Here is a 14,653-nt window from a genome sequence, read left to right on the forward strand (position 1 = left end):
CCGAACACAGGAGAATGCGACGCCGAGGCAATGCTAGTGGCGCGCCCGATACAGTTCGCGCCACGCGGGAAGCCGCTCGGCGTAAGCATCAGTCAGCCCACTGTCAGGTTCGAACGTCTCGACGCGTTGCGGTCGCGTGCACACGGTTGCGATTGCCTCACCGGTGACAGCAAGCCGCCCCAATCTCGCCGCACCGAACGCCGCGCCGGTCTCGCCTCCGGCGAAGCGATGGACTGGAACATTCAGCACGTTGGCCAGCACCGAGAGCCAGAACGACGACCGCGATCCACCGCCGATGACGTCGGCTTCCGCGATCGCGATGCCGGCACCCGCAAGTGCATCGCGGCAATCGGCAAGCGCGAAGGCAACGCCTTCGAGCACCGCCTGCACGATCGTCTCGCGATCGGTGCCATGACTGAGCCCATCCAGCATGCCGCGCACGACGGGATCGTCGTGCGGCGTCCGCTCACCCGCGAGATAAGGCAGAAAGCTCACCGGCGACGGCGCCCGCGGGCGCGACCCCAGCGGCGCCAGCAGCTCGGCCTCGGTGACGCCGAACAGGCGCGCGGCCCAGGCGAGGCAGGAGGCGGCCGACAGGATCGCGCCGGCCTGAATCCACATGCCGGGAATGGCGTGGCAGAAGGTATGCACCGCGCGATCCGGGTTGGCGGCGATGGTGCTGGTCGGCGCCAGCAAGGCCCCCGAAGTTCCCAGCGTCACGAACGCGGTTCCCGGCTGGACCGCACCGATGCCAACCGCGCCTGCCGGATTGTCGCCGGCGCCGCCCGCGATGACCGGCGGCTTGGTCATGCCCCAGCGCCGCGCGAGCTCGCCACGCAATGTCGTTGCGGGCGCGCATCCCTCGACCAGACGCGGCATCTGATCGCGCGACAGGCCGGTTGCGGCCAGCGACGTGTCCGACCAGTCGCGGCGCGCGGCGTCGAGCCACAGCGTTCCCGATGCATCCGAGACGTCCTCGATGGCCTCGCCTGACAGCACCAGGCGCAGGTACGCTTTCGGCAACACAACAAGCTTGGTCGCCGCAAAGATCTCTGGCTCGTGCGCCGCGATCCAGAGCAGCTTCGGCGCGGTAAATCCCGGCATGGCCTTGTTGCCCGTGATCGTCCGCAAGGCAGGCCAACGCTGCTCCAGCACGCGGCACTCCGCGGCCGAGCGCCCGTCGTTCCAGAGGATGCAGGGCCGCAAGGGTCTCGAGCTCGCGTCGAGCAGCGTGGCGCCGTGCATCTGGCCGGACAGTCCAATGCCCTTGACCGCCGCCAGCTCTTTTCCATGTGATGCCTTCAGCGCATCCAGCGTGGCGAAGGTCGCGTCGATCCACTGCACGGGGTCCTGCTCGGAATAGCCGGCTCGCGGCGAGCTGATCGTCAGCGGCCGGCTCTGGCTCGCTATGACGCGCTGGGCATCGTCGACGAGAACGGTCTTGACGGCCGAGGTGCCGAGATCGATGCCGAGATACATGCGTGCTTCCCGCTCATTTCGCCGCGTCGATCCAGATCCCCGGCTGCGAATGCTCGCGAATATAGCTGACCAGGAAGTCGGAAAAGACCCTGATCTTGGCGGGCAGCCTGACGCGGTTTTGATAGGCGATGTTCATGGTGAGCAGCGGCAATTCCCAGCCGGTCAGGACGGGCACCAAGCGGCCGGCCGCGATATCGCCCTGCACGATGTAGAGCGGCTGGATCAGGATGCCGAGCCCTGCACGCGCGGCACCACAGATGATCTGGCCGTCATTGCTGTCGAGCGTCGGCGCGATCCGGATCGTCTGCGTCGTGCTGCCCTGGCTCAACCGCAGCGAATAGGGATCGTTGGCGAGGTTGTAGATCAGCATGTCGTGCCGGGCGAGATCTGTGGGATGCTCCGGCCGGCCGTGCGTCTCCAGATAGGCGGGAGCCGCTGCAAGCACGCGGTGCATCTGGCCGATGCGGCGGACGATGATGTTGGAATCCGGCTCGTGCTCGCGCGTACGGATGGCAACGTCAATGCCGGCTTCGATGAAATCGGGATAGCGGTTTGCGCTGATGATCTGCACGCTGAGATTGGGATAGAGCGCGCGGAAGGCGGGCAGCATCGGCGCGAGGTAGATCATCGCGAAGGACAACGAAGACGTGACTCGCAGCATGCCCTTCGGCGACAGCGCGCGGTCGGAGACGGCGTCCTCGGCTTCGGCGAATTCATTCAAGAGCGTGCTGCAGCGCTGCAGCAGTTCCTGCCCGGCTTCGGTCAACCATTGCCGGCGCGTGTTGCGCTCGATCAGCCGGACCGCAAGCCGCTCCTCCAGCGCACTGAGATGGCGGCTGGCCGCCGCGTTCGACATCCGCAGGATTTCGGCAGCTTTGGAAAGACTGCCGAGCTCGGCGGTTTTGGCGAAGACCTCAAGTTGGAGTAACCGATCCATTTTTGCGAAATCAGGAAAAGAGACTTACAAATTTTGGCCTTTATTTCCGTTTTCTGCAAGGCAAAATGGCGCCAACAAAGCACAATGGCAGGCGAGGAAATAAGGAAATGTCGGGCCCGATCAGGCACATCGTGATGTGGCGGCTGCGCGGGGAGACCCAGGAAGAACGCTCCGCCGCCCGGGTCAAGGTCAAGACCCTGTTCGAGGGCCTCAAGGGCCGGATCGAGGGCCTGACCCATATCGAGGTCGGCATGGACGTCAGTGCGGTCGATTATGCCTGCGACGTGGTGCTGTTCTCCGAATTCACAGACCAGGCAGCCCTCTCGGCCTATGCCAACCACCCCGAACATTTGCGCGTCCGCGAGGCTTTGGGCGACTTGCGGATCGGACGCTTCCAGGTCGATTATCCCATCAAAGAGACCGGCGCATGATCGGTTCGTTCACCTTTGAAAACCTGCCCTGCCGCGTCGTGTTCGGCAGTGGAACCTTGGCGAGCGCCAAGGCCGAGGTCGAGAGGCTCGGCGGCACGCGTGCCCTGGTGCTGACGACGCCGCAGCAGGAGGCGCAGGGCAAGAGCCTCGGCGCGGCGCTCGGCCCGCTCTATGCCGGCATCTTTCCGGGCGCGACCATGCATACGCCGGTCGAGGTCACCGAGCGCGCGCTCACGGCGATGAAGGCGTGCGAAGCCGACTGCGTCGTCTCGCTCGGCGGCGGCTCGACCACCGGTCTCGGTAAGGCGCTGGCCTTGCGCACCGGAATCAACCAGCTCTGCATCCCCACCACCTATGCAGGCTCGGAGATGACGCCGATCGTCGGCCAGACCGAGAACGGTCTGAAGACCACGGTGCGCGACGCGGCGATCCTGCCCGAGACCGTGATCTACGATGTCGATCTCACCCTGACGCTGCCGGCGAGCCTCGCGGCAACATCCGGCATCAACGCGATCGCCCATGCCGTCGAGGCGCTGTATGCGCGCGACACCAACCCGGTGACCTCGCTGATGGCGGAAGAAGGTATTCGCGCCCTGGCGAGGGCCCTGCCCGCCATCGCCGCCAGAAGCGACGACCGCGAGGCGCGCACCGAGGCGCTGTATGGGGCCTGGCTGTGCGGCGTTTGTCTGGGCACCGTCGGCATGGCGCTGCATCACAAGCTCTGCCACACGCTCGGCGGCACGTTCGACCTGCCGCATGCCGAGACCCACACCATCGTGCTGCCGCACGCGCTCGCCTACAACGCGCCGGCGGTCCCCGACGCGATGACACGCATCTCACGCGCGATCGGCGCGGCCGATGCGTCGCAGGGACTTTTCGAGCTTGCAAAACGGCTGGACGCAAAGACCGCGCTGCGCGACATCGGCATGCCCGAGAGCGGCATCGACAGGGCCGCCGATCTCGCGGTGACCAACGCCTACTGGAACCCGCGTCCGCTGGAACGCAATGCCATCCGGGACCTGATCGCGCGCGCCTGGGCCGGCGAGTCGCCCGGCGCCGTCAAAGCGGCGACTTGAAGCGATGCAGCGCACGTTGATCAGATCCGCCACCGTCATCACCATGGATGACGTGATCGGCGACCTCGCCACCGGCGACGTGCTGGTCGAGGGCAGCCGCGTCGTCGACGTGCGGCCATCGATCGAGGTCGCGGCCGACGCGGAAATCGTCGACGGCAAAGGCCGCATCGTCATTCCCGGCCTGATCAACGCGCATATGCACACCTGGCAGACCGGCCTGCGCGGCTTTGCCGCAAACTGGACGCTGCTGGAATATTTCCGCCGCATGCATGCCGGCCTTGCCACCGTGTTCCGGCCCGAGGACATCCATATCGCCACCCTCCTCGGCGCGCTGAACCAGATCAACCACGGCGTCACCACGCTGGTCGACTGGTGCCACAACAATCCGACGCCCGAACACACCGACGCGGCCGTGCGCGGCCTGATCGAGAGCGGCATCCGCGCGGCGTTCCTCCACGGCTCGCCCAAGCCGGAGCCGAAGCCGGGCGAGCCGCATTTCTCGGAAGTGCCGCATCCACGCCGCGAGGTCGAGCGGCTGCTGGCCGGCCCCCTCGCCGATCGCGACGGCCTCGTCACGCTCGGCCTTGCGATCCTCGGCCCGCATTATTCGACGCTCGACGTCGCCATACACGATTTCCGTCTGGCGCGGGAGCTCAAGCTGATCGCGTCGATGCACCAGGGCGGCGGACCGGCCAAGACTCCCGGCGGCTGGGAGAAGCTGATCGAGGCCGGCCTCGTCGACGCGGGCATCAACATCGTCCATGGCAACGATCTGCCGGATGATCTGCTCGACCGTCTCATTGATCTCGGCGTGTCCTTCTCGGTGACGCCGGAGAACGAGATGATCCAGGGCCACGGCTTCCCGATCACTGGACGACTGCTGAAGCGTGGTGTGCGGCCGACCATCGGCATCGACCTCGAATCTGTGCTGGCCGGCGACCTCTTCTCCGTCGCGCGCGTCGCGCTGTCGATGCAGCGGGCGTTGGACAACGCGGAATCGCGCAAGGAGAGCGGCACCATTCCGGCAACGACCACCATTCCCGTGCGCGAGGCGCTGCGCTGGATCACGACGGAAGGCGCCCGCATGCTCGGCCGCCAGCACCAGATCGGATCGCTGACACCGGGCAAGCTTGCCGACCTCGTCATTATCAACGCCTCCGACCTCAATCTCCAGCCGGTGCACGATCCCGTTGCCACCGTGGTGATGCAGACGAGCCTTGCCAATATCGAGGCGGTCATGATCGGCGGCGCCTGGAAGAAGCGGAATGGCAAGCTGCTGGTCGAGGGACTGGAGACGAAGAAGGAGCTGCTGGCGCAATCCGGCCGGCGGCTGGTGCAGGACATCGAACGACAGGGACGCGCGGCCTAGCCGCGCCAACGGATGGCAACAATGACAGACGCGTCGAAGACTATTGCTTTCATCGGGATCGGCAAAATGGGCCTGCCGATGTCGGTGCTCGTCGCCAAGGCCGGTTATGCCGTCACTGCGTTCGACCAAAGCGCGGCGCGGCTCGACGAAGCGCGTGCACAAGGCATTGCGATTGCCGCATCGCCGGCTGCGGCCGTGAGAGGAAAGGCCGCCGTTATCACTTCGTTGCCTGACGACGTGGCGTTGCGCGGCGCCCTGCTCGGTCCCGCCGGCCTCATTGCCGCGATGGGTGCTGGATCTATCTTGATCGAGACCAGCACCGTAAGCGTCGAAGCCTCCGCTGAAATTGCGGCCGCCGCGCAAGCACGCGGTATCGCCTATCTGCGTTCCCCGGTCTCCGGCAATGCCAGCATCGTTCACACCGGCGCACTGACCTGCTTCGTCTCGGGCCCGAAGGACGCCTTCGAAAGCGCAAAGCCGCTGTTCGCCGCCTTCACCCGCGGACAGACCTATCTCGGTCCGGCCGAGGAAGCTCGTTACGCAAAGCTCTCGGTCAATCTGATGATCGCCGTGTCGGCCGCGATGATGGCCGAGAGCCTGGCGCTGGCGCGCAAAGGCGGCATCGCCTGGCAGGATATCTTGAAGGTGCTCGACGACAGCGCCGTGGCATCGCCGATGGTGAAGTACAAGACCGCGCCGCTGCGCACGCGGGATTTCGAGTCGACCTTCTCCTGCAAGCAGATGGCCAAGGATCTCGACCTCATCCTCGGGGCCGGCCACGCCGTCGGCGTGCCGCTTCAGCTCGCCGCGCAAGTGCGCGAGACCTACGGCTCGCTGGTCGCGCAGGGCGACGGCGACACCGACTTCATCGCGACGGTCAAGCATCTCGAGCGGCTGTCCGGCCTCGGCGAACCGAAACTCTGATCGGCGGAAACACCTATGCGAAATTTCAACGAGAATACGATCACCGACGCGGTGCTGGAGCGGATCAAGGATGCAACCGATCCGCGCATCAAGCAAATCAGCGAAGCGCTGGTCCGTCACCTTCATGCCTTCGTTCGCGAGGTGCGGCCGACCCAGAAGGAATGGGAATACGGCATCGACTTCCTGACTCGCACCGGGCACATGTGCGACGACAAGCGCCAGGAATTCATCCTGCTGTCGGATACCCTCGGCGTCTCCATGCTGGTCGATGCCATCAACCACCCGATGCCGGAGGGCGCGACCGAGACCACCGTGCTCGGCCCGTTCTTCGTTCAAGCCGCGCCGGAGAAGGACAACGGCGCCGATATCTCCGGCCCGATGGAAGGCGATCCGATGCTGGTCACCGGCTCGGTCTCGACCGTGGATGGCAAGCCGCTCGCGGGTGCAATCGTCGACGTCTGGCATTCCGACGATGACGGCTATTACGACGTGCAGCAACTCGACGCCATCGGCGATCTCGCGATGCGCGCGCGTTTTCACACCGATGCCAGCGGCCGTTTCCATTTCTGGTCGATCAAGCCCGCCGCCTATCCCGTCCCGCATGACGGCCCGGTCGGCCAGATGCTGGAGGCGCAGGGCCGCCATCCCTGGCGCCCGGCGCACGTGCATTTCATGATCTCGGCGCCCGGCTTCGAGCAATTGGTCACCCACGTGTTCGTTGCAGGAGACCAATATCTCGACTCGGACGTAGTGTTCGGCGTCAAGGACAGCCTGATCCGCGAATTCGCCAGGCATCCGGCCGGCCGTGCGCCGGATGGTCGCATGGTGGAGCGCGAGTATTTTCATCTCAACTATGATTTCGGCCTGAAGCAGGTTGCGAGCAACGCAAGGGCCGCCTAAGCCGGACGACAACGCGGCGGACCGGCAAGAGTCCGCGATCGGGGAGACAGGGAGCTGAGGATGGGACCGCGGGTCAGCACGAGCATTTTGGCCGATCGCCTCACCGGCATGATCGGCCCGCGCGCGAGCGTTGCGCGCGGCGTGCTCGATCAGCATGGGCAGAGCGAATCGCACTACCGCAATCTGCCGCCGGACATCGTTGTCTTCCCTGAAACGACGAAGGAGGTCGCCGAAATCGTCAAGCTGTGCGCGAGCGCAGGCATGCCGATCGTTCCGTTCGGCGCCGGGACTTCGCTCGAAGGCAATGCGGCCGCGGTCGCGGGCGGCGTCTGCTTCGACTTCGCGCGCATGAACAAGGTGCTCAGCGTGCACGACAGCGACATGGACGTCGTGGTGCAGCCCGGCATCACCCGCAAGCAGCTCAATGCGGAACTGCGCAACACCGGCCTGTTCTTCCCGATCGATCCCGGCGCCGACGCCTCGATCGGCGGCATGACCTCGACCCGCGCCTCCGGCACCATGGCCGTGCGCTATGGCACCATGAAGGACAATGTCATGGCACTGGAGGTCGTGCTGGCCGACGGCCGCGTGATCCGGACCGCCAGGCGCGCCCGCAAGTCGGCTGCCGGTTATGACTTGACGCGAATGTTCGTCGGCGCGGAAGGCACGCTCGGCGTCATTACCGAGATCACGCTGAAGGTGCATCCCGTGCCGCAGGCGATCTCGGCCGCGGTGTGCAGCTTCGACACGCTGCATAGCGCCGTCGACACCGCGATCTCCATCATCCAGTCCGCCATTCCCGTAGCCCGAATCGAGCTGCTCGACGACGTCATGATGCGCGGCATCAACGCCTACGCAAAACTCGGCTACCGCGAGGCGCCCACCCTGTTTTTCGAATTCCATGGCTCCGAGACGTCAGTCGCCGAGCAGGCTGAGGCGGCGCAGGCGATCGCCGCCGATCACGGCGGTCATGGCTTTGCCTGGGCCAAGGCAGCGGAGGATCGCAGCCGGCTCTGGCACGCCCGCGACAACACGCTTTATGCGGGTCTGGGCCTGCGCCCCGGCGCACGTGCTGTCATCACCGACGTCTGCGTGCCGATCTCGCGGCTGGCGGAATGCCTGACCGAGACGCGGCGGGACGCGGACAAACACGGCTTTGTCGCGCCCATCGTCGGCCATGTCGGCGATGGCAATTTTCATATGCTGATCCTGATCGACCCGAACAGGCCCGAAGAGACCGAAGGCGCCAAGGCGCTGCAGGCCCGCATGGTCGCCCGCGCCATTGCCATGGACGGCACCTGCACCGGCGAGCACGGCATCGGGCTCGGCAAGATCGACTATCTCACGGACGAACTCGGCGAGGCCGTCGATGTGATGCGATCCATCAAGACGGCGCTCGATCCGAACGGCTTGATGAATCCCGGCAAGATCTTTGCGAGTGGGACAAAAGCATGAGCGACGCGCTCCCGATCGAGGTCACCTCACCCACGCCGCTGCTGGAGCTGCGCGGCATCAGCAAGGAGTTTCCCGGCGTCAAAGCGCTGGATGACGTGTCCTTTGCCGTCTATCCCGGCGAAGTCCACATGCTGCTGGGCGAGAACGGCGCCGGCAAATCGAGCCTGATGAAGGTGCTGTGCGGCGCCTACCGCGCCGATGCCGGTGAGTTCTATTACAGGGGTGAGAAGGTCGCGATCTCCTCCACCGCCGACGCGCAGAAGCTCGGCATTGCCGTGATCTTCCAGGAATTCTCGCTGGTCCCCTATCTCGACATCGCCCAGAACATCTTCCTCGGCCGCGAGCCGAAGGGCCGCATCCCCGGCACCATCGACCGCCGCAGGATCTTGGCCGATGCGAAGCATGTGCTCGGCAAGATCGGCTTCGACATCGATCCATCCACCACCGTCGACAAGCTCGGCGTGGCGCAGCAGCAGATGGTCGAGATCGCGAAGGCGATCAGCCAGAACGCGCGCATCCTCGTCATGGACGAGCCGACCGCCGCGCTGTCCGACCGCGAGACCGAGCTGCTGTTCGAACTGATCGCGCGACTGAAAGCCGATGGCGTGTCGATCGTCTACATCTCGCACCGCATGGCCGAGGTGTTCGCGCTCGGTGATCGCATTACCGTGCTGCGCGACGGCCGCCGCATCGACGGGGTCCGGCCCGGCGACGTGACGCCGGACCAGCTCGTGCGCATGATGGTCGGCCGCAACGTCGACATGACCTATCCCCGCCATTTCGCCGACAAGCCGGGCGAGGTGCTGCTTCAGGTCAAGGGGCTGACCGCTTCGACCGGCATCTCCGACATCAACATCGAGGTGCGCCGGGGCGAGATCGTCGGCCTGTGCGGCCTGGTCGGCTCCGGCCGCAGCGAGGTCGCCCGCGCCATCTTCGGCGCTGATCCCGTCACGTCAGGCGAGATCATCTTCGACGGCAAGACCATCTCCGGCGAGCCTGACCTTGCCGCCCGCCGCGGCATCGCGCTGATCCCGGAAAGCCGCAAGAGCGAGGGCCTCGCGTTGCTGCGCTCGGTCAGCGACAATCTCGTGGTATCGGCGCTGCGAAAGCTATTCCCGAGCGGACTTTTCGATTCTCGAGGCGCGCAACGGACTTCCGACGCCCTGATCCGGCAATTGCGCATTGCAACGCCCAGCGCGCGTCAGACCGTCGGCCTGCTCTCGGGCGGCAACCAGCAGAAGGTCGTCATCGGCAAGTGGCTGGCGGCGGGCTCGAAGCTGTTCATCTTCGACGAGCCGACGCGGGGCATCGACATCGGCGCCAAGTCCGAAATCTTTGCCCTGATCGACCGCCTCGTCGCGGAGGGAGCCGCGGCACTGATGATTTCGTCCGAGCAGATCGAGATCTGCCACGTCTGCGACCGCGCCTATGTGATGCGCGAAGGGCGCATCGCGGGACATCTGACCCGTAGCGAACTGACCGAGGAGAACATCGTGCGACTGGGGATGCATCATGCGTGAAGCCGCGGTCGTCTCTACGCCCAACCCACTGCAACGCATTCCCGGCGTTGCCATCGTGCTGGTGCTGCTGGTCGCGCTGTTCAGTGTGATCGCGCCCGGCTTCCTGTCGGTCGCCAACCTCTCCAACGTGCTGGTGCAGTCGACCATCTTGACCATGCTCGCGCTGCCGATGACGCTGATCATCATGACCGAGGGACTGGACCTGTCGATGGGCGCGGTGCTGACGCTGACCTCGCTCTGCGTCGCCATCGTCTCGCTCGCGACCAAATCGATGCTGCTGGGCCTGGGCGCGGGCCTTCTCGTCGGCGCGGCGTTCGGCGTCGCCAATGGCTGGCTTGTCGCCATCCTGGGCATTCCGCCCTTCGTCGCGACGCTGGGTACGCTCGGCATGGCGCAGGGCCTGTCGCTGATCGTCAGCGACGGCCAGAGCGTGGTCGGCATTCCCCACAGCGTGCGCGACATCTATTCGGCGACGCTGCTCGGCATTCCCGTGCCGATCGTCATGGCGCTGGTGACCTATGCGGCGTTCCACGGCCTGCTCTATCACACCCGCTTCGGCACCTACATTTTCGCGCTCGGCGGCAATCGCGAGGCGCTGCGCTATGCCGGCCTGTCGCCGAACAAGCTGCTGATCGCGGTCTATGCGATCGGCGGCGCCATGGCCGGCATCGCCGGCCTGTTGATGACGGCGCGCATGAATTCCGGCCACCCGACCGCCGGCCTCGGCCTCGAATTCGATGCCATCGCGGCGGTCGCCGTCGGCGGCACCTCCTTCGAGCGCGGCAATGGCTGGCTGCTCGGCACCCTGCTCGGCGTCCTCTCCGTCGGCGTATTGCGCAACGGGCTGAACCTGATCTCGCTGCCGTCCTCGGTGCAGGTCGCCAGCGTCGGCGTGCTCGTCATCGTCGCGCTGTTCCTCGATGGTCTCAGGAGCCGGGCATGACCGACATCACCAAAGAGACGATCATGCCGCCGCGCTCTTTCCTGTCGCAAGACGCGATCCAGGTGTTCTACCGCCTGCTCGCGGCGCTCCTGATCTGCGCGGTGCTCGCCGTGCTCAGCGATTCCTTCCTCAGCCTCGGCAACATCCTCAACGTGCTCCGCCAGGCGAGCCTGACCTTCTTCATCGCCTCAGGCCTGACACTGGTGGTGCTGACCGCCGGCCTCGATCTGTCCGTTGGCGCCAATGTCGCGCTGTCGGCCTGCATCGCCGGCACCGTGATCCACAAGACCGGCTCGCCGGCGCTCGGCATCCTCACCGGGCTTGCCTGCGGTGGCGTCGTCGGCCTCCTCAACGGCGTCATGGTCACCGCGCTGCGCATCCCCTCCTTCATCGCAACTTACGGCATGCTGTGGGTGCTGAACGGCCTGACCTATTGGTACATGGCGGGCGAGACGCTGCACGGCTTTCCGGCCGGCTTCCGCCAGATCGGCAGCGGCTATCTGTTCGGTCTTCCCATACCGGTCTATCTGCTGCTGGTGTTCCTTGGGATCGGAACGTTCTTCGCGCAACGCACGATCTGGGGCCAGGAGATCTATGCGATCGGCGCCAATCCGGTCGCGGCCCGCCTCTCCGGCATTCCGGTCGCGCGGCGCCTGCTGCTGGTCTACACGGTCTCAGGCATCATGGCCGGGCTCGCCTCGATCATCTTCCTGTCGCGGCTCAATTCGGCCGAAGCCGACATCGGCGAAAGCCTGACCCTGCCCGCCATCGCGGCCGTGCTGATCGGCGGTACCTCGCTGTTCGGCGGCGTCGGCACCGTGTTCGGTACCTTCATCGGCGCACTGATCCTGACCTTGGTGCTGAACGGCATGAACCTGCTCTCGGTCAGCGCCAATTGGCAGCCGCTGGTCACCGGCATCATCGTCATTCTCGCAGTCTGGCTCGACATGAAGACGCGCCGCCGCGCGCAATGAGTTCTTAGAGTTCCAACAAGCAAAATGAGGGATGGAGGCAACATGAAACGGACACTGGGCTATCTGACGCTGCCGCTGCTGATGGCGGCGGCATTCACCACGCAAGCGCGGGCCGACGGCGAGACCATCGCCGTCTTCACCAAGAACCAGACCAACCCGTTCTTCCAGACGGTGCGGGTCGGCGCCGACAACATGGCGAAGACGCTGAACGCGAAGACGCTGCAGTACATCCCGACCAAGCCGGACTCGATCCCCGAACAACTGAGCCAGATCGAAGACGTCGTGGTGAAGAAGCCGAGCGCGATCGTGTTCACGCCGGTCGACTACAAGGCCATGGTGCCTGGCGTCGAGAAGATCAACGAGGCGAAGATCCCCGTCGTCAACATCACCGACCGCTCCGCGGGCGGCAAGTTCCTGTCCTTCATCGGCGCCGACGATTACAGCCTGGGCCTCGAGACCGCACGCTTCCTGCTGAAGACACTCGGCGGCAAGGGCAACATCGTCATCATCGAGGGTGTCAAGGGCTCGCTGACCAATGTCGACCGCGTCCGCGGCTTCAACGACGCGCTGAAGGAGAATGCGGGCGCCAAGCTGCTGGCCTCGCAGCCAGGCAACTATCAGCGGCTGCAGGCGCTCCAGGTCATGGAGAACCTGATGCAGTCGAATTCGCAGATCGACGGCGTGCTCGCCGCCAACGACGCCATGGCGGTCGGCGCGATCGAGGCGCTCGACGGCGCCAATCGCAAGGCGCAGGTGATCGGCATCAACGGCACCAAGGAAGCGATCGACGCGATCAAATCAGGCAAGCTGCTCGCCAGCGGCGACTACAACGGCTTTGCGCAAGGCTGCCTCGGCACCATGATGGCGATCCGGTCCTTGCGCAATGAGCCCGTCATCAGCGAGATCGTGCTGAAGCCGACCGTCATCACCAAGGACAATTACCAGCCGTTCGACGTACCGCTGGAGCAGCGCAAATGCCCGACCTTCGAGGAGGCCGGCAAGCTCAGCGCGAAGTAAGCCCACTCATCACGACCGGACGGCCGCCAACGCGGCCGTCCCAACATTGAAGCAAGACACGGAGACACCATGCTGTTCGCCATTCACGCCGTCGACCGCGCCGGCGCGCTGCCGACCCGGCTCGCCAATTACGATACCCACAAGGCGTTCCTCAGCGACACCTCGCGTTTCGGCGTCAAGATCGTGATGTCGGGGCCGCTGGTCTCCGACGACGGCCAGACCATGATCGGCAGCCTGTTCCTGATCGAGGCGCCCGGCCGCGCCGAGGTCGAGGCCTTCAACCGCGCCGACCCCTTTGCCGCGGCGGGCATCTGGGAAAAGGTGACGATCACAGGCTTCCTGCGCCGGCAAGGCTGAGGCGGCCATATCAAAAATGCGAAAACAACCCCATGCACAGTAGAATGGGGTTGTTTTTGCTAGGGAATTTCCGACGCGAATCTCGCCTTTAGCTGCCCGCCGGCGCCTCTTCGAGGTGACAGGCCACCCACTGCTCGGCCCCGGCCGCACGCAGCACCGGCTCCTCGACCCGGCAGCGATCGAACACGAGCGGGCAGCGGGTGTGGAAGCGGCAGCCCTTCGGCGGATTGATCGGGCTCGGCACGTCGCCTTTGAGGATGATGGGATTGCGCTGGGCGCCGGGCTCGGGCAGCGGCACCGCCGAGAGCAGCGCTTTGGTATAGGGGTGTCTCGGCGCGGCAAAAATCTCGCGGCGCGGGGCGACCTCGACGATCTTGCCGAGATACATCACCGCAACGCGGTGCGTCATGTGCTCGACGATCGCGAGGTCGTGGCTGATGAACAGCAGCGCCAGGCCGAACTCGCTCTGCAGATCCTGCAAGAGATTGACGATCTGCGCCTTGACCGAGACATCGAGCGCCGAGACCGCCTCGTCGCACACGATCAGCTCTGGCTCGGCCGCGAGCGCCCGCGCGATGCCGATGCGCTGACGTTGGCCGCCGGAAAATTCGTGCGGCCGCCTGTTCAACGCCTCGCGCGGCAGGCGCACGGTGTCCATCAGCGCGGTGACGCGGACCTCGAGATCCTCCGCGGATTTGGCGAGGCCGAAATTGCGGATCGGCTCGGCCAGGATGTCGCGCACGCGCATGCGCGGATTGAGGCTCGAGAACGGATCCTGGAACACCACCTGCACGCGCCGGCGCATCTGGCGCATCGTGCTCGGCGCGGCGTCGTCGATGCGCTGGCCGTCGAGGATCACTTGGCCCGACGTGATGTCGAACAGCCGCAAGACGGCGCGGCCGACCGTCGACTTGCCGCAGCCGGACTCGCCGACCAGCGACAGCGTCTCACCGCGCGCGATCTCGAACGACACGCCGTCGACCGCGTAGACCCATTCGGACTTGCGCTGGAAAAGGCCCTTCTTGACCGGAAAGTGCTTCTTGAGGTCGTTGACCTGGAGCAGCGGAGGACTCATGCCGCAACGGCTCCCTTGGCCGCATAGTGACAGGCGGCGATGTGGCGAGGTCCCTTCTCCTCCAGCCCCGGCGCATATTGCCGGCACAGATCGGTCGCGAGCGCGCAGCGGCCGGCAAAGACGCAGCCGGTGATGGGCTTGCGAAGATCAGGCACCTGCCCCGGAATCTCGGCCAGCTGCCGTGCCGTGCCTGTCA

15 protein-coding genes are annotated in these 14,653 nt (G+C 65.5%); 11 read left to right on the forward strand and 4 right to left on the reverse strand.

Going from position 1 to position 14,653, the window contains the following annotated elements; genetic code table 11:
* Positions 1–33: 33 nt before the first annotated feature.
* Together xylB and SE92_RS11565 are read right to left on the reverse strand one after the other, a co-directional pair.
* Positions 34–1,479: a xylulokinase gene (xylB, locus tag SE92_RS11560; protein WP_063195814.1), complete on the reverse strand. Its 1,446-nt coding sequence runs from the start codon at positions 1,477–1,479 to the stop codon at positions 34–36.
* Between the two features lie 13 nt (positions 1,480–1,492).
* Entirely contained in the window at positions 1,493–2,416 is a 924-nt protein-coding gene (locus tag SE92_RS11565) for a LysR family transcriptional regulator (RefSeq protein ID WP_063195815.1), read from the reverse strand.
* A 107-nt stretch (positions 2,417–2,523) separates the two neighbouring features.
* Between SE92_RS11565 and SE92_RS11570 the strand changes: the two genes are divergently transcribed.
* From SE92_RS11570 to SE92_RS11620, 11 genes are all read left to right on the forward strand, one after another.
* Positions 2,524–2,847, forward strand: a complete 324-nt coding sequence (locus SE92_RS11570) for a Dabb family protein (RefSeq protein ID WP_063195816.1) — start codon at positions 2,524–2,526, stop codon at positions 2,845–2,847.
* Positions 2,844–3,923: a maleylacetate reductase gene (locus SE92_RS11575; protein WP_063195817.1), complete on the forward strand. Its 1,080-nt coding sequence runs from the start codon at positions 2,844–2,846 to the stop codon at positions 3,921–3,923. Before SE92_RS11570 ends, SE92_RS11575 begins: the two co-directional genes overlap by 4 nt.
* Before the next feature lie 4 nt (positions 3,924–3,927).
* Positions 3,928–5,292, forward strand: a complete 1,365-nt coding sequence (locus tag SE92_RS11580) for an amidohydrolase family protein (protein ID WP_063195818.1) — start codon at positions 3,928–3,930, stop codon at positions 5,290–5,292.
* A 21-nt stretch (positions 5,293–5,313) separates the two neighbouring features.
* Complete coding sequence (locus SE92_RS11585) at positions 5,314–6,216, forward strand: NAD(P)-dependent oxidoreductase (protein ID WP_063195819.1); 903 nt, start codon at positions 5,314–5,316, stop codon at positions 6,214–6,216.
* A gap of 15 nt (positions 6,217–6,231) precedes the next feature.
* Positions 6,232–7,116 (forward strand): intradiol ring-cleavage dioxygenase, encoded by an 885-nt coding sequence (locus tag SE92_RS11590; protein ID WP_063195820.1) that lies wholly within the window; start codon positions 6,232–6,234, stop codon positions 7,114–7,116.
* 60 nt (positions 7,117–7,176) lie between these two features.
* Positions 7,177–8,571: an FAD-linked oxidase C-terminal domain-containing protein gene (locus SE92_RS11595; protein ID WP_063195821.1), complete on the forward strand. Its 1,395-nt coding sequence runs from the start codon at positions 7,177–7,179 to the stop codon at positions 8,569–8,571.
* On the forward strand, positions 8,568–10,091 hold the full coding sequence (locus SE92_RS11600) for a sugar ABC transporter ATP-binding protein (RefSeq protein WP_063195822.1): 1,524 nt from the start codon (positions 8,568–8,570) through the stop codon (positions 10,089–10,091). The genes SE92_RS11595 and SE92_RS11600 overlap by 4 nt, the downstream gene beginning before the upstream one ends.
* Positions 10,084–11,034, forward strand: coding sequence for an ABC transporter permease (locus tag SE92_RS11605; RefSeq protein ID WP_063195823.1), 951 nt, complete (start codon positions 10,084–10,086; stop codon positions 11,032–11,034). Before SE92_RS11600 ends, SE92_RS11605 begins: the two co-directional genes overlap by 8 nt.
* Positions 11,031–12,008, forward strand: a complete 978-nt coding sequence (locus SE92_RS11610; RefSeq protein ID WP_063195824.1) for an ABC transporter permease — start codon at positions 11,031–11,033, stop codon at positions 12,006–12,008. The genes SE92_RS11605 and SE92_RS11610 overlap by 4 nt, the downstream gene beginning before the upstream one ends.
* Positions 12,009–12,050: 42 nt before the next feature.
* Positions 12,051–13,025: a sugar ABC transporter substrate-binding protein gene (locus tag SE92_RS11615; protein ID WP_063195825.1), complete on the forward strand. Its 975-nt coding sequence runs from the start codon at positions 12,051–12,053 to the stop codon at positions 13,023–13,025.
* 69 nt (positions 13,026–13,094) lie between these two features.
* Positions 13,095–13,382: a YciI family protein gene (locus tag SE92_RS11620; RefSeq protein WP_063195826.1), complete on the forward strand. Its 288-nt coding sequence runs from the start codon at positions 13,095–13,097 to the stop codon at positions 13,380–13,382.
* A gap of 88 nt (positions 13,383–13,470) precedes the next feature.
* On the opposite strand, the gene SE92_RS11625 is transcribed toward SE92_RS11620, so the two are convergent.
* Complete coding sequence (locus SE92_RS11625) at positions 13,471–14,457, reverse strand: ABC transporter ATP-binding protein (RefSeq protein WP_063195827.1); 987 nt, start codon at positions 14,455–14,457, stop codon at positions 13,471–13,473.
* Positions 14,454–14,653 (reverse strand): oligopeptide/dipeptide ABC transporter ATP-binding protein (locus tag SE92_RS11630; RefSeq protein ID WP_349510035.1); only part of this gene is annotated, 200 nt, incomplete at its 5' end. The genes SE92_RS11625 and SE92_RS11630, both read right to left, overlap by 4 nt.

Source organism: Bradyrhizobium sp. AT1, assembly GCF_001590795.1.
Lineage (GTDB): Bacteria > Pseudomonadota > Alphaproteobacteria > Rhizobiales > Xanthobacteraceae > Bradyrhizobium.